21 protein-coding genes and 1 pseudogene are annotated in these 22,318 nt (G+C 69.0%); 18 read left to right on the top strand and 4 right to left on the bottom strand.

Annotated features, from left to right (window positions below; translation table 11 throughout):
* Positions 1 to 560 precede the first annotated feature (560 nt).
* Positions 561 to 2,222: a threonine/serine exporter family protein gene (locus AB0M28_RS33815; protein WP_365413449.1), complete on the top strand. Its 1,662-nt coding sequence runs from the start codon at positions 561 to 563 to the stop codon at positions 2,220 to 2,222.
* A 99-nt stretch (positions 2,223 to 2,321) separates the two neighbouring features.
* Here AB0M28_RS33815 and AB0M28_RS33810 read toward each other — a convergent pair.
* Positions 2,322 to 2,456: pseudogene (locus AB0M28_RS33810) on the bottom strand (inorganic pyrophosphatase); the annotation flags it as partial.
* 515 nt (positions 2,457 to 2,971) lie between these two features.
* Here AB0M28_RS33810 and AB0M28_RS33805 point away from each other — a divergent pair.
* The 4 genes from AB0M28_RS33805 (at position 2,972) to AB0M28_RS33790 (ending at position 6,124) form a co-directional block, all read left to right on the top strand.
* Positions 2,972 to 3,463: a hypothetical protein gene (locus AB0M28_RS33805; protein WP_365413447.1), complete on the top strand. Its 492-nt coding sequence runs from the start codon at positions 2,972 to 2,974 to the stop codon at positions 3,461 to 3,463.
* The gene (locus AB0M28_RS33800) at positions 3,460 to 3,999 is read left to right on the top strand and encodes a hypothetical protein (protein WP_365413445.1); all 540 of its coding nucleotides are present in this window, start codon (positions 3,460 to 3,462) and stop codon (positions 3,997 to 3,999) included. Before AB0M28_RS33805 ends, AB0M28_RS33800 begins: the two co-directional genes overlap by 4 nt.
* Positions 3,996 to 4,457 (top strand): hypothetical protein, encoded by a 462-nt coding sequence (locus tag AB0M28_RS33795; RefSeq protein ID WP_365413443.1) that lies wholly within the window; start codon positions 3,996 to 3,998, stop codon positions 4,455 to 4,457. The genes AB0M28_RS33800 and AB0M28_RS33795 overlap by 4 nt, the downstream gene beginning before the upstream one ends.
* A gap of 302 nt (positions 4,458 to 4,759) precedes the next feature.
* Entirely contained in the window at positions 4,760 to 6,124 is a 1,365-nt protein-coding gene (locus AB0M28_RS33790) for a DUF4231 domain-containing protein (protein WP_365413441.1), read from the top strand.
* A gap of 26 nt (positions 6,125 to 6,150) precedes the next feature.
* Here the strand turns inward: AB0M28_RS33790 and AB0M28_RS33785 are convergent, their stop codons facing one another.
* On the bottom strand, positions 6,151 to 6,651 hold the full coding sequence (locus AB0M28_RS33785; protein ID WP_365413439.1) for a GNAT family N-acetyltransferase: 501 nt from the start codon (positions 6,649 to 6,651) through the stop codon (positions 6,151 to 6,153).
* A complete protein-coding gene (locus AB0M28_RS33780; protein WP_365413437.1) occupies positions 6,648 to 7,430 on the bottom strand; it encodes a GntR family transcriptional regulator in 783 nt (260 codons plus the stop codon). Before AB0M28_RS33780 ends, AB0M28_RS33785 begins: the two co-directional genes overlap by 4 nt.
* Before the next feature lie 451 nt (positions 7,431 to 7,881).
* Between AB0M28_RS33780 and AB0M28_RS33775 the strand changes: the two genes are divergently transcribed.
* The 12 genes from AB0M28_RS33775 (at position 7,882) to AB0M28_RS33720 (ending at position 19,383) form a co-directional block, all read left to right on the top strand.
* The gene (locus tag AB0M28_RS33775) at positions 7,882 to 8,202 is read left to right on the top strand and encodes a hypothetical protein (RefSeq protein WP_365413435.1); all 321 of its coding nucleotides are present in this window, start codon (positions 7,882 to 7,884) and stop codon (positions 8,200 to 8,202) included.
* Positions 8,199 to 9,131 (top strand): DUF2637 domain-containing protein, encoded by a 933-nt coding sequence (locus tag AB0M28_RS33770; RefSeq protein WP_365413433.1) that lies wholly within the window; start codon positions 8,199 to 8,201, stop codon positions 9,129 to 9,131. Before AB0M28_RS33775 ends, AB0M28_RS33770 begins: the two co-directional genes overlap by 4 nt.
* Positions 9,131 to 9,511 carry an RRQRL motif-containing zinc-binding protein gene (locus tag AB0M28_RS33765; protein WP_365413431.1) on the top strand — a complete coding sequence of 127 codons (381 nt, stop codon included), beginning with the start codon at positions 9,131 to 9,133 and terminating at the stop codon, positions 9,509 to 9,511. The genes AB0M28_RS33770 and AB0M28_RS33765 overlap by 1 nt, the downstream gene beginning before the upstream one ends.
* 705 nt (positions 9,512 to 10,216) lie before the next feature.
* Positions 10,217 to 12,532, top strand: coding sequence for a cell division protein FtsK (locus tag AB0M28_RS33760; protein ID WP_365413429.1), 2,316 nt, complete (start codon positions 10,217 to 10,219; stop codon positions 12,530 to 12,532).
* Between the two features lie 140 nt (positions 12,533 to 12,672).
* On the top strand, positions 12,673 to 12,966 hold the full coding sequence (locus tag AB0M28_RS33755; protein ID WP_365413427.1) for a hypothetical protein: 294 nt from the start codon (positions 12,673 to 12,675) through the stop codon (positions 12,964 to 12,966).
* A complete protein-coding gene (locus AB0M28_RS33750; RefSeq protein ID WP_365413425.1) occupies positions 12,963 to 13,592 on the top strand; it encodes a hypothetical protein in 630 nt (209 codons plus the stop codon). The genes AB0M28_RS33755 and AB0M28_RS33750 overlap by 4 nt, the downstream gene beginning before the upstream one ends.
* Positions 13,593 to 13,595: 3 nt before the next feature.
* Positions 13,596 to 14,063, top strand: a complete 468-nt coding sequence (locus AB0M28_RS33745; protein ID WP_365413423.1) for a hypothetical protein — start codon at positions 13,596 to 13,598, stop codon at positions 14,061 to 14,063.
* An 85-nt stretch (positions 14,064 to 14,148) separates the two neighbouring features.
* Complete coding sequence (locus AB0M28_RS33740) at positions 14,149 to 14,877, top strand: DNA methylase (RefSeq protein WP_365413421.1); 729 nt, start codon at positions 14,149 to 14,151, stop codon at positions 14,875 to 14,877.
* A complete protein-coding gene (locus tag AB0M28_RS33735) occupies positions 14,874 to 15,701 on the top strand; it encodes a bifunctional DNA primase/polymerase (protein WP_365413419.1) in 828 nt (275 codons plus the stop codon). Before AB0M28_RS33740 ends, AB0M28_RS33735 begins: the two co-directional genes overlap by 4 nt.
* A gap of 2 nt (positions 15,702 to 15,703) precedes the next feature.
* Complete coding sequence (locus tag AB0M28_RS33730) at positions 15,704 to 17,179, top strand: ATP-binding protein (RefSeq protein ID WP_365413453.1); 1,476 nt, start codon at positions 15,704 to 15,706, stop codon at positions 17,177 to 17,179.
* A 635-nt stretch (positions 17,180 to 17,814) separates the two neighbouring features.
* Complete coding sequence (locus AB0M28_RS33725) at positions 17,815 to 18,009, top strand: helix-turn-helix domain-containing protein (RefSeq protein ID WP_365413451.1); 195 nt, start codon at positions 17,815 to 17,817, stop codon at positions 18,007 to 18,009.
* A gap of 117 nt (positions 18,010 to 18,126) precedes the next feature.
* The gene (locus tag AB0M28_RS33720) at positions 18,127 to 19,383 is read left to right on the top strand and encodes a tyrosine-type recombinase/integrase (RefSeq protein WP_365413417.1); all 1,257 of its coding nucleotides are present in this window, start codon (positions 18,127 to 18,129) and stop codon (positions 19,381 to 19,383) included.
* 116 nt (positions 19,384 to 19,499) lie between these two features.
* Here AB0M28_RS33720 and AB0M28_RS33715 read toward each other — a convergent pair whose 3' ends face one another.
* Positions 19,500 to 19,991 (bottom strand): inorganic diphosphatase, encoded by a 492-nt coding sequence (locus tag AB0M28_RS33715; RefSeq protein WP_365413416.1) that lies wholly within the window; start codon positions 19,989 to 19,991, stop codon positions 19,500 to 19,502.
* An 88-nt stretch (positions 19,992 to 20,079) separates the two neighbouring features.
* Here AB0M28_RS33715 and dacB point away from each other — a divergent pair, with 88 nt between their 5' ends.
* Positions 20,080 to 21,534 carry a D-alanyl-D-alanine carboxypeptidase/D-alanyl-D-alanine-endopeptidase gene (gene dacB / locus AB0M28_RS33710; RefSeq protein ID WP_365413414.1) on the top strand — a complete coding sequence of 485 codons (1,455 nt, stop codon included), beginning with the start codon at positions 20,080 to 20,082 and terminating at the stop codon, positions 21,532 to 21,534.
* The last annotated feature ends 784 nt before the right edge of the window (positions 21,535 to 22,318 follow it).

Genomic DNA, 22,318 nt, shown 5'->3' with positions numbered 1-22,318 from the left:
GAGTTCCACGGGCCCAGGTCGCCGTGGCCAGGGGGGTCCCCGCCCGAACCCGCCCCCACACAAACCCAGAGCCGGTCCGGCGTTTGAGGACTCCGGCCGAAGGCCGGATGCGCGTCAGCGGACGCAAGGCAACCCCCAGCCCGTCCGGCGTTTGAGGACTGAGGGCGAAGCCCGAAGCGCGTCAGCCGACGCAACCGCACCCCTCAGCCCGTCCGGCGTTTGAGGACTGAGGCGCGCAGCGCCGAACCGCGCCGCAGGCGCAAAGCGCGAACCGCACGTGCAGCGTGACCGCACCACCACGACAGCCCGTCCGGCGTTTGAGGACTGAGGCGCGCAGCGCCGAACCGCGCCGCAGGCGCAAAGCGCGAACCGCACGATGCAGCGTGACCGCACCACCACGACAGCCCGTCCGGCGTCTGAGGACTGAGGCGCGCAGCGCCGAACCGCGCCGCAGGCGCCGACGCAAACCCCCGGGAGGGGGAGAGGCGAGCCGCAGAACCGCCACCTATGCTCAAGCGAGGAAACGCGAGGTCCGACATGTCGTAGAGGGGTGAACGCGCGTGGCAGGGGACCCCGGCCGCCAGGCCGGAGGCGGCGCAGCCGAGGAGGAGGGCAAGCCGCTCTCCGACGAGGCGCACAGCGCGTTCACCCCACCGCTGGGCGTACCCCTCCCCCCGCCCGCCGAGGACGAGCACCCGACCTCGGAGTTCGCGATCCCCGACGGCGTGGCCGAGCCCGCGCAGCCGGAGCCGGAGGCCTCCGCGTTCACCCAGCCGGCGGGCACCACCCCGCCCGGCGCCCCACCGCCGTACCCCGGCCCGCTCGCGGCCCCGCTCCCGCAGCCGTGGCAGGACCGGATGCGCGTGATGCTCCGGACCCCGCTGACGGAACGCCCCGCGCCGGAGCGCGTCGCGCTGGCGGAGGGCGAGGCGCCGCTGCCCGTACCCCGGATCCTGGACCTCACCCTGCGTATCGGCGAGCTGCTGCTGGCCGGCGGCGAGGGCGCGGAGGACGTCGAGGCGGCGATGCTCGCGGTGGGCCACGCGTTCGGGCTGGACCGGATCGAGACGACGGTGACGTTCACCCTGCTGTCGGTGACCCACCAGCCCTCACTGGTCGACGACCCGGTGACCGTCAACCGCACGGTGCGCCGCCGCGGTACGGACTACAACCGGCTCGCGGCCGTGTTCCGGCTGGTCGACGACATCACCGACGAGCACGTGCACGTCACCCTGGAGGAGGCGTACCGCCGCCTCGCGGAGATCCGCCGCAACCGCCACCCGTACCCCAAATGGGCGCTCACCCTGGCCAGCGGCCTGCTCGCGGGCGCGGCGGCGGTGCTCGTCGGCGGTGGCCCGCTGGTCTTCTTCGCGGCGGCCGTCGGGGCGATGGCGGGTGACCGGCTGGCCTGGCTGGCCTCGGCCCGCGGACTGCCGGAGTTCTACCAGTTCGTGTTCTTCGCCGTACCGCCGGCGGCGATCGGCGTGGCCCTGAAGTTCGCGGACGTGGACGTGCGCTACTCCGCGGTGATCACCGGTGGCCTGTTCGCCCTGCTCCCGGGGCGGGCGCTGGTGGCCGCGGTCCAGGACGGCCTGACCGGCTACTACATCACCGCGTCGGCCCGTCTGCTGGAGGTGCTGTACCTCTTCGTGGGCATCATCGTCGGCGTCCTGATGGTCCTGTACGTCGGCGTCCGCTTCGGCGCCGGGTTCGACCCGGACCTGGCGGTCGCCCGCCCCGAACGGCCGGTCGTCTCGCTGCTGGCCGCGATGGCGCTGACGGCGACGTTCGCGGTCCTTCTGCAGCAGGACCGCTCCACGCTGCTGGTCGTCTCCCTCAACGGCGGTGTCGCCTGGCTGATCTTCGGCGCGATGCACGACCAGGCGGAGGTCTCGCCGGTCTTCTCCACGGGTGTCGCGGCGGGCCTGGTCGGCCTCTTCGGCCAGCTCCTCTCCCGCTACCGCTATGCCTCGGCCCTGCCGTACGTCACGGCGGCCATCGGCCCGCTCCTGCCGGGCTCCGCCACGTACTTCGGCCTGCTGGGCCTCGCCCAGGGCGACGTCAACGGCGGCATCCACTACCTCCTGACCGCCGCCACGCTGGCGCTGGCGATCGCGGTCGGGGTGAACCTGGGCGGCGAGATGGCACGCCTCTTCCTGAGCCGACCGGGCACGGCGCTGGCCCGGGACCGCAAGTCGTCCAAGCGGACACGGGGGTTCTGAGTCCGCAAACGACGAAGGGCTCTGAGTCCGCGTCCGTAAACGACGAAGGGCCGGCACGGGGCGAACCCCGCACCGGCCCTCCGGCCGAAAAGCGGAAAATCAGTGACCGCCCTGCGCCTCCAGGCGCTTGTACGACGCCTGCACCTCAAGCTCCGCCTCGACGCGCCCCACCCAGTTGGCGCCCTCGACGGACTTGCCGGGCTCCAGGTCCTTGTAGACCTCGAATTGGTGTCGCCCCATGGGGCGGCTAGGCATGCCTGTTGAGGTGCAGGGCGGAAGGGCGGTGGTTGGTGGTTGGTGGCGGTCGGCGGCGGTGCCTTGACGGCCCAGAGACGGCCCGGTCTTCGCCGCGTACAGCCGAAGCAACGGCTTTCAAGAGCGTCTCACCTGCGCTTCCGAATCCAGCACCCACAGCTCACCCCCTCACTGGCCTCGTACTCCGATGGAGCCGTGGTCGAGGACAGCGCCGATCATGGCTGCGATGACGTCCCCTCCCCCAGCAAACGCAGCACACGGCAAGCGATGCCGCCCCCGCTGTCGCAGCACAGTCGATCGAGAGAGGGGCCCACCTTGCTCACAGATTTGACGATCATGGCCCGTTGTCCAACGCCAAAGGCCCTGGCATGGGACTTCTTGTCGCGCTAGCCCAGTGGATCAATTCGAACTGCCTGAAGTCGCTGACCATGTACGGATAGAGTCCTGCCCTGCGTTAGACACGTATGGGCGTAATTGATCTTCCCCTCGAAAGGATGACATCGCTCGAAAACGGGACATTTGATTATTTCTCGCCTTGCGTAGTTCACCGCCTGGGGGGTACAGTCATGAGTGAACCTGCACGTAACCGCTGTCCCGACTGCGGACGCATCTACTACGAGCGGGGGCCCGCACACATGATCGAAGCTGCACGAGTACCAGAGGAGCGCTACCTCGCTGAAGAGTTTCTTTCGGCGTTAGCAACCTCGAAGAAGTCGAGCGATCGAAATCGGCTAGCCGACGTTCTGATCTGCCTTGAGTTTTATTCCTGCGGAGGGTCGCTGGAATACCCTCGCGAAATAAATGACCTTCGCGACGGCATTAGGGAATTCAAGATTGGCGACGTGCGGTTGCCATTCTTCGACGTCCCGGACAGTTCAACCGACGCTCTGAGACTGACACATGGCTTCTTGAAGAAGCAGCAGCAAGCCCCCCGGGAGCAGATCGACAAGGCAATTTGGGTGCGACGAGAGGATTTGGCGTCATGAGCGGCATCTACGAGCACTTCGCCTCAACCTCAGATGGGGCAAAGCGCCTCGCATCGTCTCGACTGCGACACGAAATACTGCGCGCGCTCAAAAAGGGAATCGCAGCTTCTGGAATTTCGCAGAATGAACTCGCCAGTCGCCTCAGGATTCGGAAGTCGGCCGTTAGTCAGACCCTGCGAGGCGATGGAAATCTTCGGGTTAACACCATTTCCGACTACCTCTACGCCATGGGCTATGAGCTGTCCGTCATGTTGGTCGAAGTAGGCGAGCCACGGCGGGCAGCTGTCGAGCGGCGCGAGGCGAGGCCCGCTTTCCCCACACCTCAGGAGCTTCACTCGTGCGAAGCGCCACACGCGGTTGGGGTGCTTGAGTTGGGCAGTGACCGAGTACTCATGGAACTCAACGTGCAACAGATCTCGTCTAGACGCGACTTTGAATTCTCGGGCACAGTACATTTCATTGACGAGGAGACTAGAGGGTCAAGGTTTGTCGCCCCTGAGCAGTTCAAGCCACTACGACCGGCGGGTGCAGAATGACCTCCGAAATCGAGGTTACGCGAGAGCAGCTTAAGTACCTTGCGGATCGGATTGAGATCGTAAGCATTAAACCTCTGGAATGCCATGCGGTCAGGCACAGCGGGGAGAAGCCCAGCCAGGCAATTGTCACACTTGAAACCGCAAGGGCGTCAGAACCGGAAAGGTTGAATTACAAGTTCGACCTCACGTGCAAATTGTCCGATGGAGCCGAATCCGTAGTCGCGGAAGTGAGGGTGGTGATTATCGCCCAATATAAATTCATCGCAGAAGGCGACGCAAGTGAGGAGACCTTCGATGCATTTGGCGCGAGCATTGCTTTGAGGAACGCATTCCCTTACTTGCGTCAAAATGTGCAAGACCTTGGAACCCGCATCGGGCTATACGGTCTTACGCTTGGACTCATGCGGCCCGAGGCGCCTACAACCATCCCTGTGTCCTTGGAAGCAAGCTCTTTCTGATGCGGGCACTCAATGAACTCCGACAAGCGGGCTTGTGAAGGGTGGAATCCCCACGAACCTCGTTGATCGCGTCAACGAGATTGCCGGTCGATACGAGGCCTGACACCCTAATTGGTGCCTTTATCCGCCGTGCAAAGCCGGAAATTCTGGCGAGCGCGTCGCGCGTTCTAGAGCGGGTAGCAGCCGTGAAGCGCTAGTCAATTAGGGGCGACGTCCGAGCGCCATACGTCGGCAGCTCCATGTAACCTTTCGGAGCCCTCAGTGCCGCCTGCCCGGCGCCGAGAAGAAGGGGGATCTTCGCAATGCCGGACTCCAAGCGTGATTACGAGCCATGGGTCTACTCCGTCCTAGAACGCATTGAGTACGACGGCCGAAAAATGAACGCTAGCGACGCCGCATCCCCTTTCCCCGTCACCCTCGACTGGACGCATGTCTACACATTTGTCGGAGCCGCCAAGTCTGCAGGAGTGGAATGGCTGAACTCATGGTCCATATTCCCAAGCCATAAGAATTCGTCCCTTGCTGCCGTTTGGGAAGAAGCCGACGAGTCCGGGGCTTTTTGGAGCGAGGTTTCTATTGCCGGCCTCGCACCGAGCGCCGATTCTCTAACCTGGGGAGCCACGATCGAATCTTCCTTAACGGGTCTGATAGACCTTCCGGATGAACCCGATGTGGCGTACACGCGCCCCGGAGATACGCCCCCTGGGGGCGACAACGATTCCATTTCTAGGGAGACTATCGAGTCCCTGATTGATGCGTTGCGGGATTCATACGACAGAGGGCATGAGAGCGGTGTGGAGGAGGGGCGCGAGAGCGGGCTTGATGAAGCAATCCGAGAGCTGAGTGAAGGTGATTCCACCAACGCATACGTGAATTACCTGGTCGATTACCGACGTTCGGCCGCTTCTCTCGTCAGCCGGATACGTCTCTTGCGCCTCGCGCGGTCGTTAGTAGTAAGTTCCGTGCTTGGCGCCTTCCTGCTCGCCATCGGCGGCGCGGCAGGCAACGCAATCGCCTGGCGCCGGTTCGACATGCTCTCGTACAACGTGGCCGGCGGCGTCGTTATTGTATTGCTCTTGGTCGTGTTCGCTGTCGGGCGACGCATGGACACTGAGCAGCCTGAGGGTGAAGCCCCGAAGTCGATAGCGGCGCTGAAACTGGAGCTTGACTTATTGGAAGAACGGCGTGTCCTTGAAGCCTCTACAGCATCCCGCTCGGCGCGGGACCGGCAACACTCCTACCGGGAAACGATCCCACTGGAGATTGAACGGCTTCGGCGCGAAACACGGCGATATCGACGGGTGCACAACTTCTTTCAATGGAGTCTGTTCCTTTCGTCCGTCGCGATGTCGGTAACCGCGGCTCTCTACGATCCGCCGCAACCCGGTAAAGCAATCCTAATCAGTTTGGGCGCATTCGTGTCATTCACCACGGCCGTGACTGGCTACTTCAAATACCGTGAGCGCGCGTTCAACCTACAGCAGACCGCCGACGCAATTGAGCAACACGTGACAGCATATGATCTAGCCATTGCTCCTTACAATCAGGCAGACGAGACGACAAACCTAGAACGCCTTGCCGAAAATGTTGAGACGCTTCGGGTAGAGCAACGAAAGCGCGAGCAACAACTAGAGCAGCCACACCAGGGACAACAAGAGGTCATCTGACCCGAAGTCCATTGGGTCGGAGAACATCAAAAGACCCTACGCTGGAATAGTGCACCCGATCCCCGGTGAGGCAGATCCACTACACGCACGAGGCCGAACCCCTGTTCAGCGTAATACCGTTGCAGCTCGGAATTCGTCTTCCAGGCATCGAGTCGGAGCAGCGGTCTACCTGACTGGGCGGCACGTTGCGCCGCCCAGTCCAGCATCTTGGCTCCGACGCCTTGACCTGCCGCGGAACGGCTCACGGCCATGCGGTGGATGTAGAGAGCCTTCTCCGGCTCGTCCTCCGGTTCCCAGAACTCTGGGTCGGCGTACTCGTCCAGTTGGAGCGTTCCGGCCAACTCGTTGTCGAGGAAGGCAAGGAAGACTTCTCCCCTGCTGAGAGCACGGGTGATGCGGTCCCTGTGCGGCGGGAACTGCCATTGATCGATGCCGCGGGAGGCGAGCCACCCGGAGGCCTCAATGAGCAGGCCCTCAACGACGTCCAGTTCGTCCGCGCGTGCCGGCCGGATGCGCAGATCAGTCATGCGTTCTCTGCCGGCAGATCCCGGCGGCGTTCGTACGAGATGACGTGGCGGTCCCCGGGGAGCACGCTGAGGACCACGCGTACCGGCTGGCCTTCCTCCGTGAAGCCCGTGGTGATGTAGCTCGCGACGGGCGTGCCCGGGGCCAGCTTGAGGCGCTCGGTTTCGCTCGGCTTGGGCATGCGGACGTAGATCTCGTCCAGTGCGCGGACCTGGCGGTAGCCGAGGTCTGCCAGGACCTCGTTCGCGCCGGGTGTGATGTCGTCCGGGCGCATGATCACCGAGTCGCGTACGAGGTCGAGCGGGTAGTAGCTGTCGTTCGTGTTGAACGGCTCGCCGTCGAGGTAGCGGACGCGCTTGCGGACTGCGGCGAGTTGTCCCGGTTCGAGCTTCAGCCGCTTGGCGACCTCCGGCGGGGGCTCCACGATCCCCACCTCGATGCGCTGGATCGGCTCGCGGCCTTCCGCCGCGTACTGCGTCATGAAGGCGTCCATCTCAGGCGTGTACGGACGCGGCCGGAACTCCGACTGCGGCCGGAACACCATCGGCTCGCGACGGCGCACGAAGTGCCCCTGCGGCCGGGCGGAGATGACCAGGCCCTCGTTCACGAGCATCGCGAGGGCCTTGCGGACCGTCTCGCGTGATGCCTCGTACTCCGCTTCCAGCTCCTTCTCTGTGGGGAGCTTGCCGTCCGGCTCGTAGGCGCCGTCGTCGATGTTCTGCCGCAGCGCGTCCGCGATCTGCTGATACTTCGGGCCTCGCCCCAGTCGTGTCACTGGCATACCCCCATGTAAGCGCTGGTCCAACTCCATTGTCTAGGCAATCCAGCCAAAGGGCTTGACTCCCGTCTTGTGACCCTGCCAACATCCTGACTGTAGCCATTGTACGGACAATGGCTACAGCGGATCTTCCGTGTCTGCGGAAGGTCAAGGGGCCCGGGACAGAGCGGGCCGAGGGACCCGGGTCCTTGTCATCCCGGAGGGCACAGACCGAAAGGTCACGTCTCTGCCTGACACGGGTCACTGTGGCGCTACCTGACACGGGCGCCGCGAGACCTGAAGGAGACACCTGTACATCCGCCCCGATGGTCGTAGGCCGGGTTCGACTCCCGGCCGGGGTGCTCCTCTGCCGCCAGGTGCGGTGGAGCTGTTCCACGCCCGGTGTGGCTGTTCTCTCGCCAAAGACCGCAGCTGCACCGGGCTCTCCCTGCTCCAGCTGACTTCAGGAGATCCCATGCGTTCGTTCATCGGCTCACAGGAGGTCGTAAACGCCTCCGAGCTTGCCGAGATCGCGCTCGGCATGAGTGAGGAAGACCTGCCCGAGGGCATCGACATCGACCTGTTCCGCGGACCGCTGTCTGCGGAGTCGCCCGCGGACCGCGCGGCGCGGCTGGATGCCGGCCGGGCCATCCTCGCGGACCTGGCGGCGCAGGCCGCGCAGGGCGACGAGGTGGCCGCGGAGGACGCGGCGTACGCCCTGGCGCTGACCCGCGCCATCCCCTTCTGCCGTCGCAACCGGACGGCCCGGGTGTCCGGCGGGGGTGAAGCGGCATGAGCGCCACGACTTCCCCCGCGGTGCCTCCGCTGACCCGCCCCGAGCTGGGCCTTGCCGGCCTGGCCGCGTTAGCCGCGGCCGGGGTCGGTGCGCTGGGCCTGGCGACCTCGTTCGACGCGGTCTCGGAGGCGGCAACGCGATGGGGCTTCGGCGCGCCGTGGATGCTGCCGGTCGGCATCGACATCGCCATCCCGGTGTTCACCGTGGCCAATCTGCTGCTGATCCGGATGGACATGGCGTTGGCCTGGGTGCGGTTCGTGCCCTGGGTGCTCACCGCCATCACGTGCTGGCTGAACGTCGCGGCTGGGCACTCGCTGTCCGCGAAGCTGGCGCACGGCACCATGCCGCTGCTGTGGGTGGTCTTCTCCGAGATCGCCGCGCACATCTACGCGGTACGGATCGGGGCCGCGACCGGGCGACGCATGGAGAAGATCCGCTTCTCCCGGTGGCTGCTCGCCTTCCCCTCCACCTTCGCGCTGTGGCGCCGGATGACGCTGTGGGAGGTCACCTCCTACGCCGATGCCCTCGCGCTGGAGCGCACCCGGCTGCTTGCGCGTGCGGACCTGCGCGAGAAGCACGGACGTAACTGGCGCAGGCGCACCCCGCGCCGGGAGCGCGTGCTGCTGAAGCTGGGCGAGCTGGCGCCCGCTAACTCACCTGCGGTCGAGCCTCCCCATCCGGTGGCCGGACAGGCACCCAAGCCTGTACGCAAGCCGACGGGGAAGCCCTCCCGGAAGCCCGCACGCACGACGGCAGACCTGATGACGGAGGCCCGCGCCCTGACCGCCGGTTGGCCAGTGGAGCGGCTGACGGCCGATGCGCTGCGCAAGGCGGTGGGCTGCTCGCAGGCCAACGCCCGCACGCTGCGGGACACGCTGCGCGCGGAGCGCTCCGGTGGACAGCTGGCGCTCGTGAGCGGTACGCCCTGATGCCGGCCGCATGGAGCAAGTGCTACGACCCGCAGGGCCTGCGCTACGGCGTACCCACGTACCCGTGGCGCATGGCCCCGGAGGGGCTGGCCACCCGACGGCAGCTCCGAGCGCGCGGGCTGCGGCCGGGAGGCCAGGAGATCGCCGCTCAGGTCATGGTCGTCAACCGTCGCCAGGGCGGTCCGCGCGTGGCTTACCTGTACCGCATCGACCGGGCCAAGCCCGTCCGGCCGATGACCTCCCGCAAGTGGGGCGCGCTCGCGCTGGCCATGCTGGCGAGGCGCACCTGTCCCGCTTGCGGGACGGACGCCGGGTACTGCATTCCGCGCTCGCTCGGAATCTGCATCCCGTGCGCCTATCCGGAGGGGCCGGCCGTCTGATCGGTGCTGGTGTCCGTTCGCACGGTAAGGGTCTGGGCTAGGACCTCAAGCTCTTCCGGCCCGGTCAGACGGAGCCACACCAAGGCCGTCTCGTTGACGTGGCAAGGGAGGAGGTGGTGAGCCTCAGCTGGCCAACGCCCCCACCTCGGCAGTTCGACCACGGCAATGTCGTCAATCCAATCGATGCCGCCGTCACCGCCGCCCAGGCTCAGGTGCTTCACATGTGACAGCTCAAGAACCGCTTCTACGCCTCGTAGCCAAGCGTGATCGTCAGCTGGCTGGCTGTATCGGAGCCGGAGCCGGAGCCGGAGCCGGAGCCGGAGTCGATCGTCGCCCACCGTCCGCGGTATCACGTGAGGTCCACGGCTGGACTGTACCGAGGCCCAGGCGCCCCGCCGAGGGGTGGTCACCGCCCGGATTCGAACCGGGGTTCCGCGTCGGGCACGAGGCCCGCGCACGGAGTCCTTGGCCGCTAGACGACGAATGACCAAGCGCAGCGTATCCACCCAAAGGCGACCGTGCCTCTGGGTTTCTCCTCTCCAAGCTCGCACCCCAACAGCCCCGGCATCGCAGCCGCGAGGGCGCCGGATCGAATCCGGCCCGGGGCACGCAACGCGCACCACCCGACTCGGGGCCCGGTCGCCCAGCTGGCCAAAGCAGTGACCGGGCCCCTGCCATCCCTCCCAGTAGAGAAGGACATCAGGAGTGAACCACGACAAGGACGACGAGGCGTTCCGTCGGATCGTCGCCGACATGGAGGCGTACGCCAACGGCGAGTCCGACGAGATCCGTACCCGATTCACCCACGACACCCGACCCGACTCGATGCCGACCGAGTCGGCCGACCCCATCCCCCGACCCGTCGCCGACCGGTCGGGTACCGGGTCGCCGCGCGGGTCGGCCGACTCGCTGAAGCCGGGCGAGGCCCGACCCGGCGAGTGGGTGGTGGAGCTGCCCGACGACCCGGGCGAGGACGACGGTACGACCGAGGGGGCGCCGGTTGACCCGCCCCGCGAGGTCTACCCGCCGTCGGTGGCCGAGTGGATGGAGGCCAAGGACAAGGCCCGACTGCCCGTGCTGCCCGACTGGGTGAAGCTGCCCGACCAGCGTCGAGCCGTGCGCAAGTGGGCGGTGCGGCACTACTCGACCGTGGTCGGCTACCACGCGGTGCGGTTGCCGTGCGTCTACACCCCGAAGGTGCTCTGGTACGCGCCCCGCGGGGCGTGGCGCTGGTCGGCCGCGGTCGGCCGCTGGGTGTTCGACGCCGAGGGCAAGGGGCTGCGGCTGGCCGCGGTCCGTGACGAAGATGCGGGCGAGTACCTGAGGCTGTCGAGGCAGCGCAACGACCGGGTCCGGCTGCGCGGCATCATCGCTGCGATAGCCGGGGTCGTCGGCCTGGCCGCGGCGCTCACCCTGTACGTCATGGCGCCGTCGTGGCTGCTGCTGCTCGCCGTAGCCACGCTGACCACGACCCTCGGGGCGGTCGGGGCGCCCGCCGACAGGCCGCTCATCGACATGGCCAAGGTGACATTCCGCAAGCGGCGGCTGTCCTCCGACATCATCATCCGCGCGCACGAGGCCGCGAAGCTGACCAGCAAGGACCAGACGATCGCCTTCCCGCGGCCGATCGGGCGCGAGGGGGACGGCTGGCGCGTGGTGGTGGACCTGCCCTACGGCAAGCACTTCGAGGACGCACTGAATGCACATGCCCGGCTCGCGTCCGGCATGGACATCGCGCCTACTCAGCTGTTCCTGGACAAGGACGAGACCAGCGTGCGCCGGGTGTCGTACTGGATCGCCGACCGCGATCCGCTGGCGGTCCCGGCCGGCAAGTCGCCGCTGCTCGGGGCGACCCGGGTGGACTTCTGGAAGCCGTTCCCGTGGGGCGTGGACGAGCGCGGCAACCCGGTGATGGCCACGATGCTGTGGCTGTCGCTGCTGGTCGGTGCGGTTCCGCGGCAGGGCAAGACGTTCTCCGCGCGGACCATCGCGCTGGCCGCGGCGCTAGACCCGTACGTGCGGCTGTACCTCTTCGACGGCAAGGCGTCGCCGGACTGGCGGAAGTTCTCCAAGGTCGCGCACCGGATCGCGTTCGGAATCGTGCCGAAGAACGGGTTCGACCCGGTGGTGCACCTGCTGACCTCACTGCGCGAGCTGCGCGCCGATGTCGAGGACCGCTACCACCGACTGTCGGAACTGCCGCTGCACATCTGCCCGGAGGGCAAGCTGACCCCGGAGATCAGCCGGGACAAGAAGCTGAACATGCCCCTGGTCCTCTTCGTCATCGACGAGGTGCAGGAGTACCTGCAGCACCCCGAGCACGGCAAGGAGATCCTGGCCCTGCTGGTCTACCTCGCCCGGGTCGCCCCGGCGGTCGGCGTCAGCGTGCTGACGTCCACGCAGAAGCCGGACGACAAGGCGTGCCCGTCGGAGCTGCGCGACCAGCACCAGGCCCGCTTCTCGCTGCGGGTCGGCTCCTGGCAGGTCTCGGACGTCGTACTCGGGGCCGGGTCGTACTCGGAGGGGCTGGACGCGTCCAAGCTGCTGAAGTCCCACAAGGGCGTGGGGCTGCTCAAGGGCATGTCCGACGACGCCGGCATCGTGCGCACCTACCTGGCCGACGGCCGCGACGCGGAGCGCATCCTGACCCGCGCCGCGGCGCTGCGCGAGGCCGAGGGCACGCTGACCGGCGACGCCGCGGGCGAGGCTCCGGCCCCGGAGACCTCCGCCACGATCCTGGACGACGCGGCCGCCGTGCTCGGCAAGGGCGAGGCCAAGGTGTGGTCGGAGACCATCGTGGACCGCCTTGCCGTCCTGCGGCCCGACGTCTACGGCGCGTGGGTCGCGCTGGAGGCCAAGGCCAAGGCCGAGGCGCTGTCCAACGCGCTCAAGCCGTTCGGGATCACCACCGTGCAGATCAGCCGCCGTGTCAACGGCGAGCAGAGCAACAAGCGCGGCATCAAGCGGGACGACATCACCGCCGCGATTACGGAGCGCAACCAGAAGCGAGACGACTCGTAGCGCTCACACGGTGCTACCGGTAGCGGCAGCTGCTGCTACCGGTAGCAACCCTGCTAGCAACCAAAACCGCCCCTGATCAGCGCACTAGCGGATAGCAGCTGACCTGGCGAAACCCCGAAATCCGGCCCAGGAGGCCTTCCATGACCCTGCCCGCCCTCGCTACCACGACCTTACTCGCCATCACATTGAGTTACGTCATGCTGTGCTGGCTCAGCCCGTTCGGCGCCTGCGGCGCCTGCGACGGACTCGGCTTCCACCTCACCCACAACCGCCGCGGACGCCCCCGCCGGGGCAAGACCTGCCGCCGCTGCAAGGGCCGCGGGCTCCGCATCCGGCGCGGCCGGCACTGGTACAACCTCGCCCGCAGCACGCACCGCGCGGGCACTCAGTACGACCGCCAGTCGCGCACTGCCCGGCAGGGAGGTGCACGGTGAACGCCGCATCGACCGCCCCGCACTGGCTCACTGCTGCCGTTCCCAAGGCCGTGCCCGCGATCGCCACCACGACCGTGCTCACCCTCGCCCGGATCTGGAACGGCCAGGGCGCGGAACACTCCGTGGGCAGCGCGGCTCTGATGACCGCTCTCTCGCTGGGTGCGGGCGCGGCGGGTGTGTGCGCCACCAACGGCGAGCACGGCGACTCCGCCATGGCCGCGGTCGCCTTCACCGCTTCCGGCTCACTCGCTCTCGCCGGGGTCGCCGCGTACACCGATGGCCTCGCGCTGCCCCTGCTGCTCTGGGCAATCGCGACCGTCCTCGCGTACGTCGTGGCCGCGCGCCACTGGCGCCAAGTCAAGCGTGAGCAGCTGGACTTCGATCGCACGACCACGGTCCGGCGTGAGGAACACGCGCACACCGAGCGCGTGGAAGCCATCCGCGCCGGAACGCAGATCGAAACCACACGGCTCCAGCTCGAAGCGGTGCACGCGTCCGCCGCGTACGCCGAAGCCCTCGCACAGGCCGTGGTCGCCCGCGCGGCGCTGCCCGGCTTCCGGCCGGAGGAACTTACCCGCCGCGGGCTGCCGCAGCTGCCCGCGGCCGGCATGAGCAAGGAGAACTGACCCATGTTCGACATCCGCATCATCTGCGACAAGTCCGAGACCGAGCGCATCACCCAGGCCCTGTCCGGCGCCTTCACTCTCGGCTACATACGCAGCACCGCCACCCGGGACGGCCAGCGCGTACGGCTGTACGCCACGGCCGACCACACCACGGACACGAACGCCTGGCCCACGCCGGATGAGGCATACGCCAGTGCCCCGAGCATCCTGCGCGAAATCGGCTGGATTGGTGGTACCGCTGCCGACAAGCCGCTCGGCACCTGCCTGGACCGGGAGTTCTTTCTGCGCAAGGCCGCTGTCCTGGACCGGATCGCGCTGGCCGATGAGCACGACGGCTTCCGTGGTGACGCCCCCGACATCGCGCTGGAGGCCGCCCGGCGGCTAATGGGCCTGGACAACGGGCCCATCGTGATCTGCGACCCGCGCGCCTACGTCCGCCAGCAGTACGCCCGGTGGGCCAAGAACCAGTAGCTGCGCCCGGGGCGGTCGCTCTCTCGCCAAAGACCGCGACCGCCCCGGCTCTACCTGCTCCAGCTAAGAACAGGAGAACTCCAGCATGACCTACCTAACGGACATCCGGAGAGCGCGTGGCCACCAGCCGCGGCTGTTGGACCTGTACCCCTGCGCCGGCGGCGCGGCCATGGGGTATCACCGGGCGGGATTCGACGTCATCGGCGTCGACATCGCCCCGCGCCCCAACTACCCGTTCCCCTATCACCGCGGTGACGCGCTGACCGTTCTGGCCGACCTGATCTCCTCAGGGGAGATCCGCCGGTACGCCGCGGTGCATGCCTCCCCGCCGTGTCAGGACCAGTGCGCGTTGACCGTGGGCACCAACCGCTCCCAGGGCTGGGGCGGCACCCACGAAGACCTCGTGGCACCCACCCGCAGCCTGCTCGATGCGTCCGGTCTGCCGTACGTCATCGAGCAGCCCAACGGCCGCGCCGAGATCCGCAAAGACCTCACCCTGTGCGGGGAGATGTTCGGACTCTCCGTGATCCGACACCGCAACTTCGAGCTGGGCGGCTGGACCGCCCCGCGACCGGCGCACCGCCCGCACCGCGGCCGGGTGCGGGGTTGGCGGCACGGGCGGTTCTATGACGGCCCGTACGTGGCCGCCTACGGCAACGGCGGGGGCAAGCCGTCCGTAGCGGAGCTGCAGGCCGCCCTCGGCATCGACTGGACCGACGTGCGCGAGGAGCTGACCGAGGCCATCCCGCCCGCCTACAGCGAGCACATCGGCCGCGCCTTCCTCGCCTCCCGGGCCCTGGGGGTGGCGGCATGAATGAGCATCAGCGCACCGCGTTGGACCTCGCCGCTTCGGGCATGCCCGTGCTGCCCCTGCGTGCGGGGAAGGTGCCGTTCGGCAACTGCTACCGGTGCGCCGGAAACGCGTGCGGCGGCCGGCCGAACATGAGGACCGCTGGGCCGTGTCACTGCCCGGCGCCGTGCCATGCATGGGCCGCCGCCACGTCCGATCCGGACGTCATCGCCTCGGCTGTCTGGGGGCCGGCCTGGGCGCGGGCTGGTGCGGTCGCCTATCACCCTGGCGGGGCGGGACTGACGGTCGTCGACCTGGACGACGCCGACGCGGTGATGTGGGCTCGCGAGAGCCTGCCGGCGACGCAGACCGTTCCGACCACGCGCGGGGAGCACTGGCTCTACCGGGGGTTGATGCGGTCGGCCAACGCGGTACGGCCCGGCGTGGACATCAAGTCCACGATGGCCTATGCCCGCTGGCTCGGGCCCGGCGCCGGCACCCTCACGGCGCTGCCGGAGGACGTGCGCGCCCTGGCCGCATCCACCGCACCCGCGCCAAAGCCCGTGACTGTAGCCGCACCGAGCAGGGGCGGGCAGTGCCGCCACCGCACGCCGGCGTTCCTGGAGCGTGGCATCGCCATGGCTGAGGGGCGCATCGCCGAAGCTGCCGGTGGCGTGCACGCGACGGTCTACCGCACCTTCCTGGCGGTGCTCTCCACGCATGGCCGGTGCGGTTGCCTGACCGTAGACCACATCGCGCGTCTGTTCACCGCGGCGCAGGCCAAGGGTGAATCGCCCCGGCACTGCACCGAGGCGTGGGCCAACGCCCGCACCAGGTTGGGACTGTGACCATGACCGAGGACGACAAGACGCCGGCCCGCGAGGTCATCGCCGACTACGCGCAGGCCCACTTCCGGTACTTCCGCACCGCCGACGGGACCGTGTACGCGCAGCACAACGGCCATCCCGTCGCCCGGCCGATCCGCTCCCAAGGCACCACCGGGAGCCACCGGCAAGAACTCATGGTCGGCCTGTTCCGTGACGGCATGGGCGTGTTCAACGGCACGGCGCTCAAGGAGGCGTTGGACTTGATCGAAGCCCTCGCGCTGACCGAGGACGTGCAACCCGTCCACATCCGGGTCGCCCCCGGCTTCGACGGTGCGACCTGGCTCGACCTGGGCCGCAACGACGGACTGTCGGTCCGTATCCATGCGACCGGATGGGACGTCCTCACCCCGGATCCGGTGGAGGTGTGCTGGCGGCGTACGCAGCTCACCGGGGAACTGCCCCTGCCGGAGAAGGACACCGACGGCAAGGGCATCGACCTGCTGCTACGGCTGTGCAACTTCGCCAATGCCGAAACCGAGTGCCTGGCCATCGCCTGGCTCATCGGCTGCCTCGGGCCGTCCGTGCCCGTCCCCGCACCGTTCCTCACCGGGCCGCAGGGCGCGGGCAAGTCCACCGGCGGGCGCATGCTGGTGCGGATCATCGAGGGCATGAGCGGCGACCTGCGCCGCGCCCCGAAGGACGAGGAGAACCTGACGGCCGCGGTGGCGGCCGGATGGGTCACCGCGCTGGACAACCTCTCCCACCTGACGCCGGATCTGTCCGACGCGATGTGCTGCATCGTCACCGGTGCCGAGAACGTCAAACGCGCCCTGTACACCGACGGGGACGTGGTCCGCGCCCGCTACCGGCGCCCCATGCTCCTGACCGGCATCGACGTCGGCGTGATCCGGCCCGACCTCGCGGAGCGGCTCCTGCCGCTGCGCTTGGAGCGGCCCAAGGTCCGGCGGACCGAGGCGGAGCTGTGGGCGGAGTACGAAGAGATCCTGCCCGTCGTCCTCGGCTCCCTGCTCGACCTCACGGTCAAGGTCCGCGCGGCCGATGCCGAGATCCCCACCGACCTGCGCATGGCCGACTTCGCGCACCTGTGCGCGCAGCTCGACCAAGCCACCGGCCTCGGGGCGCTCAGCGCGTATCGGCGGAGCCTGGACGACCTCAACGACGACGTCATTGAAGGTGACCTGCTTGCGCAGACCGTGCTTCAGCACGCCGGCGGAATGGAGGCGGGCAGCGAGCAGCGGATGACCTCTGCCGAGTGGCTTCACTGCCTGACGCGCCTCTACGTCGGGGAGGACTGCCGTCCCCTGCCGAAGGGGTGGCCGACCACCGGCAAGGTGCTCTCCGACCGGCTCAAGCGTCTGCAGCCGACGCTTGCAGCCCGGGGCGTCTTCATCGACTGGGGTCGCACCAAAGTGACCCGCTACATCGAGATGAGCCGCCCGCCGGCCCCGCCCGGCACGGAGCAGGAGCAGGTGTTCTGACCCGCGGCGACAGGGGCCGTCCTTCACGGGCAAGAAGAGCACGCCGCGCCGGATGTGCTCTTCTTGCCCTTCGGCGGCTTGCCGCCGCCCAAGGGTCGCGCCGCGAAGCGGCTCCTTCTTCGCTTTTCGCGCTTGAGAGCGCGCACCCCAAAGGGATGTCTCCCTCTTTTGTCCTAAGAGAAGAGACCCTGCGTCACCTGCGTCACCACAGGGCCGGAAACCGGCCTTGACCTGCTGCTTAAGCGGTGACGCAGACGGCCAATCGCTGCGTCATCCTGCGTCACCTGCGTCATCGGTGACAGAGCCGCTGCGTCACCGATGACGGAGCCCCAAACCCTCTGCGTCACCCAAAACACCAGGTCAGAAGCCGCAGGTGACGCAGGTGACGCGATGACGCAGAAATCCCAACCTCGGACAGGCGCGGCCCGCTCAGGGCCGGATCACTCCGCACAAGGAGACAAGCCGCGATGAGAACCCCCCGACCCACCACCCACCAGACCTCGACAGTCCCTGAGGTCATGACCGCCCCGCCGCATCAGTCGATGGAGAGTCCCGTGGAGACAGCCAATCTCACCTCAGCGCCTGGCCCCACCCGCGCCGCGCGAGCGACCCCTGTCGAGACGCTCCGAGCCGGGCTGCCGGACCGCTACCTCACCCCCGACGACATCGCCGAGACCTTCGTGGTCCCCGTGGAGACCGTCTACTACTGGCGCAAACGGCGCATCGGCCCGCCCGGGTTCCGCGTGGGCAAGCACCTCCGCTACGACCCCGTCAAGGTGCGGGAATGGGCGCGCGAGCAACAGGGGCGCGACCTCAGCGAAGCGGCCTGAACGAGGCGGGGGGTGGGGCATCGCCCCACCCCCCGCGCACGGACATCAACCGAACTCCAGGGCGGGGTGCCCTCAACACCTCCGCCCTGCCACCCTGCGCGAAAGGCTTCGGACCACATGGCTGGGCACGTTCAGGACCGCTGGTACAAGACCGTCACGGGCGATGACGGCAAGCCCCATAAGACCAAGACCGACCGGTACGGGAAGGGCAACCGCTACCGCGCCCGTTTCATCGGGCCGGACGGTACCGAGAAGTCCAAGAGCTTCGCCGACGGACAGAAACGGCTGGCAGAGAAGTGGCTCAACAAGATCGAGGCTGACATGGCCGACGGCTCGTACGTCTCCCCGGAGGCGAGCCGGACGACGTTCGGGCAGTACGCAGAACAGTGGCTTGCCTCGCAGGGCGGGGAGGTGACTACGCGTTCGTCGGCGGCCACCTGCGTGCGTCGGCACGCGGTTCCCTACCTGGGGGCAAGGCCGCTCGCCTCGTTCCGCCCGGAGCACATCCGGGCGTGGCTTTCCGAGCTGGAACAGAACGTGGCCGCGGCGTCGTACCGGGCGGCCATCTTCCGGACCACATCCGCAGTGCTCAGCGCGGCCGTGGACGACGGCTATCTGAAGGTGAACCCGTGCCGGGCCCGAAGCGTGCGGTCCCCGAGAGCGGTGAGTACCCGAGTGCGGCCGTGGCTGCCTGAGACAGCTCGCGCCGTGCGCGCGGCGCTTCCCGAGTGGTACCGGGCCATGGTGGACGTGGCCGGCGGCTGCGGCCTGCGGCAGGGCGAGGTGTTCGGCCTGGCGGTCGACAGCATCGACGCCGAGAACGGATGGCTGCACGTGACGTGCCAAGTCAAGCAGGTGGGGCGGCACCTGATGTTCGGCCACCCGAAGGGCGGAAAGGAGCGCGACGTGCCCCTGGCCCCTGCGGTTGCCGACCGGCTGACCGAGCACATGCGGAGGTTCCCGCCGCAGCTCGTCACCCTGCCGTGGCAGGCCCCGGACGGGCCGCCCGTGACCCGGCGGCTGGTGTTCCTCCGGGAGGGCAGGGCGCTCGTCATTCACCGGAACGTCTTCAACAAGGACGTCTGGAAGAGGGCGCTTGCCGAAGCCGGGGTCATCCCGAACGAGGCCAAGGACGGTCGGTACGCCGCCGCCCGGGAGCACGGGATGCACGCGCTCCGCCACATGTACGCGTCGGTCCTGCTGGACGCGGGGGAGAACATCAAGGCGCTGAGCCAATACCTCGGGCACCATGATCCGGCACTCACGCTGCGCGTGTACGCGCACTTGATGCCCAGCAGTGAAGGCCGCGTCCGCAAGGCCGTGGACCGTGTCCTGTACGGCTCAGACGGCCCAGAGACGGCCCAAGCAGCCTGACCGCTTTGCGCGCGCTACACGACAGCGGGCCCGCCACCGCCCCCCGATCGGGGAGCAGTGGCGGGCCCGTTGTCTCTGCATGTCACCTCATGGCAGAGGAAACCCGCAGGTCAGGCTCAGTGGCCGCCCTGCGCCTCAAGCCGCTTGTACGAAGCCTGCACCTCGAGCTCCGCCTCGACGCGCCCCACCCAGTTGGCGCCCTCGACGGACTTGCCGGGCTCCAGGTCCTTGTAGACCTCGAAGAAGTGCTGGATCTCCAGCCGGTCGAACTCCGGCACGTGGTGGATGTCGCGCAGGTGCTCCATCCGCGGGTCCGACGCCGGCACGCACAGCAGCTTGTCGTCGCCGCCGGCCTCGTCGGTCATCCGGAACATGCCGATCGCGCGGCACTTGATGAGGCAGCCGGGGAACGTGGGCTCGTCCAGAAGGACCAGCGCGTCCAGCGGATCGCCGTCCTCGCCGAGCGTGTCCTCGACGAAGCCGTAGTCTGCGGGGTAGCTGGTAGACGTGAAGAGTCGACGGTCCAGGCGGATCCGGCCGGACTCGTGATCCACCTCGTACTTGTTCCGCGAACCCTTCGGGATCTCGATGGTGACGTCGAACTCCACGGGTGGCTCCTCCAAGATCAGCACATACTTCGGATACGAATCAGTGTCCCCCACGGGGACGGGTGGTGGCGAAAGGGGCTGGTCCGGGGTGCTCGGTAGACCAAGGGCGGGTTGGCCCCCGGGCACGCTGCGGCTGACCGCGCTGTCCGCCGTGTCCGGCCTCGTCATCGCGGCTGTCACAGCCGTGTTGGCGGGTCCCTGGGACGACGGCCAGCGTACGGCTGAGCGCGAGCGGGCCGCCGCCCAGGGCCGTACGGGTGACGCGTATCACGGCCGCAAGGCGGCCGGGAGGCCGGAGGAGCAGGCCGCCCCGTACGCCCCGGCGGTGCTGGCGGGCCTCGGGCCCGAGGGCGCCACGCCCGCCCAGGCCGTGGACGGTGTACGGCCGCAGCGGGCGCCCCTGCCGTCGGCGGCGGGCCTGGCGGCGGCGCTGGGGCCGCTGCTGAAGGACCCGGCGCTGGGTTCGCTGCGCTCGGCGGCGGTCTGGGACGTGGCCTCCGGTACGGAGCTGTACGGCTCGCGCGCCGGGGCCGCCGCGATCCCCGCGTCGGTGACGAAGCTGGCGTCGGCGACGGCCGCGCTGTCCGCGCTGGGCCCCGACCACCGCATCCCGACGGTGACCCGGCTGAAGGGCACCACGCTCTACCTGGTCGGCGGCGGCGACCCCACCCTCACCCCGCGCGCCCTGGACCGCCTCGCGAAGGCCACGGCCCGCGCGCTGCCGCGGGGTGGCGCTTTCGCACTGCGGTACGACACGTCTGCGTACTCCGGTCCGGTCCGCCACCCCATAGGGGTGAACGACAACGTCGCTCCGGTCACCGCCCTGATGGTGAACGAGGGCCGCCTCGACGGCAGCAGCCACGGACCGGCGCCGCGCTCCGGCGACCCGGCCGGTGAGGCGGCGCGCCTCTTCGCGACCCGGCTCGCGGACCACGGCGTGAAGCTGACGGGGGCGCCCGCCCCCGCCGAGGCCCCCGCGAAGGCCGGGCAGCTGGCGGCCGTGCACTCGGCGCCGCTCGGCGCCCTCGTGGAACGGGCGCTCACGAATTCGGACAACGACCTCGCCGAGGCCCTGGCCCGGCAGACGGCGATCGCCGCGGGCGGCGCGGCGAGCTTCTCCGGCGCGTCGCGGGCGGTCACGGCCGAACTCGCCCGGCTGGGCCTGCCGGTGAAGGGCGCGCGCTTCGCGGACGGCAGCGGCCTGGACCGCCGGGACCACGCCTCGGCGGAGTTCTTCGCCCGCCTCCTGGTCCTCGCGGGCCACCCCGCGCACCCGGGCCTGCGCCCGGTCCTCACGGGCCTGCCGGTGGCGGGCTTCAGCGGCACGCTCGACGACCGCTACGGCGACGCGGCGGGCGCGGGCGTGGTCCGCGCCAAGACGGGCACGCTGACGGGCGTGAACTCGCTGGCGGGCACGGTGGTCGACGCGGACGGCCGCCTCCTGGCCTTCGCCTTCCTCACGAACGGCACCCCCAACCGCGACACAGCCCAACACACCCTGGACACCCTGGCCTCAACCCTCACCCGCTGCGGCTGCCGCTAACCCCCTCCGGGAGGCGGCGGCAGCGCCACCGGCACCGCCGCCTACGGCGGTGGCGGAAACGACGCAACGCTGCGCCCGGCCGGTGCGCCGCCGGGCACGGCCGCGTCGGAAACGGCGCAACGCTGCGCGGGGCCGGTGCGCCGCCGGGCACGGCCGTGGTGGAAGCGGCGTAACCCTGCGCCCAGCCGGGCGCGGCCGTGACGGAAGCGGCGCAACGCTGCGGGCGGTCGGGCCGCCGCCGGGCACGGCTGTGGCGGAAGCGGCGTAACGCTGCGCGCGGCCGGTGCGCCGCCGGGCACGGCTGTGGCGGAAGCGGCGTAACGCTGCGCGCGGCCGGGGCGCCGCCGGGCACGGCCGTGGTGGAAGCGGCGTAACCCTGCGCCCAGCCGGGCGCGGCCGTGACGGAAGCGGCGCAACGCTGCGGGCGGTCGGGCCGCCGCCGGGCACGGCTGTGGCGGAAGCGGCGTAACGCTGCGCGCGGCCGGTGCGCCGCCGGGCACGGCTGTGGCGGAAGTGGCGCAATGCTGCGGGCGGTCGGGCCGCCCGAGGGGCGGCACGGGCGGGCGCAGCGGATCCGCAGCCTTCGGCGCGGAGCGCAACCACCGCGACTCCCCGCCGAGGGGGCACAGCCGTGGGCGGTCAGGACGGCAGCCGAGCAACGCCGCGCGCAGGGATGGCGGCGATCGCACCGCCGCGCGACCGAGGCGGCACCGGCGCCGCCGGGCACGGCTGTGGCGGAAGCGGCGTAACGCTGCGCGCGGCCGGGGCGCCGCCAGGCACGCCC

It is taken from the genome of Streptomyces sp. NPDC051940, assembly GCF_040680895.1.
Classification (GTDB): Bacteria; Actinomycetota; Actinomycetes; order Streptomycetales; family Streptomycetaceae; genus Streptomyces.
Note: the sequence above shows the minus strand (reverse complement) of the source record. Positions and strands in the feature narration are given on the sequence as shown.

What these genes read in the sequence shown, in the direction of transcription:
- AB0M28_RS33790 (WP_365413441.1), top strand. Translation starts at nt 4,760, where the DNA reads ATGCCGGACTCCAAGCGTGATTACGAGCCATGGGTCTACTCCGTCCTA.
- AB0M28_RS33780 (WP_365413437.1), bottom strand. Translation starts at nt 7,430, where the DNA reads ATGCCAGTGACACGACTGGGGCGAGGCCCGAAGTATCAGCAGATCGCG.
- AB0M28_RS33775 (WP_365413435.1), top strand. Translation starts at nt 7,882, where the DNA reads ATGCGTTCGTTCATCGGCTCACAGGAGGTCGTAAACGCCTCCGAGCTT.
- AB0M28_RS33770 (WP_365413433.1), top strand. Translation starts at nt 8,199, where the DNA reads ATGAGCGCCACGACTTCCCCCGCGGTGCCTCCGCTGACCCGCCCCGAG.
- AB0M28_RS33785 (WP_365413439.1), bottom strand. Translation starts at nt 6,651, where the DNA reads ATGACTGATCTGCGCATCCGGCCGGCACGCGCGGACGAACTGGACGTC.
- AB0M28_RS33730 (WP_365413453.1), top strand. Translation starts at nt 15,704, where the DNA reads ATGACCGAGGACGACAAGACGCCGGCCCGCGAGGTCATCGCCGACTAC.
- AB0M28_RS33745 (WP_365413423.1), top strand. Translation starts at nt 13,596, where the DNA reads ATGTTCGACATCCGCATCATCTGCGACAAGTCCGAGACCGAGCGCATC.
- AB0M28_RS33800 (WP_365413445.1), top strand. Translation starts at nt 3,460, where the DNA reads ATGAGCGGCATCTACGAGCACTTCGCCTCAACCTCAGATGGGGCAAAG.
- AB0M28_RS33735 (WP_365413419.1), top strand. Translation starts at nt 14,874, where the DNA reads ATGAATGAGCATCAGCGCACCGCGTTGGACCTCGCCGCTTCGGGCATG.
- AB0M28_RS33740 (WP_365413421.1), top strand. Translation starts at nt 14,149, where the DNA reads ATGACCTACCTAACGGACATCCGGAGAGCGCGTGGCCACCAGCCGCGG.
- AB0M28_RS33805 (WP_365413447.1), top strand. Translation starts at nt 2,972, where the DNA reads ATGACATCGCTCGAAAACGGGACATTTGATTATTTCTCGCCTTGCGTA.
- AB0M28_RS33720 (WP_365413417.1), top strand. Translation starts at nt 18,127, where the DNA reads ATGGCTGGGCACGTTCAGGACCGCTGGTACAAGACCGTCACGGGCGAT.
- AB0M28_RS33795 (WP_365413443.1), top strand. Translation starts at nt 3,996, where the DNA reads ATGACCTCCGAAATCGAGGTTACGCGAGAGCAGCTTAAGTACCTTGCG.
- AB0M28_RS33765 (WP_365413431.1), top strand. Translation starts at nt 9,131, where the DNA reads ATGCCGGCCGCATGGAGCAAGTGCTACGACCCGCAGGGCCTGCGCTAC.
- AB0M28_RS33755 (WP_365413427.1), top strand. Translation starts at nt 12,673, where the DNA reads ATGACCCTGCCCGCCCTCGCTACCACGACCTTACTCGCCATCACATTG.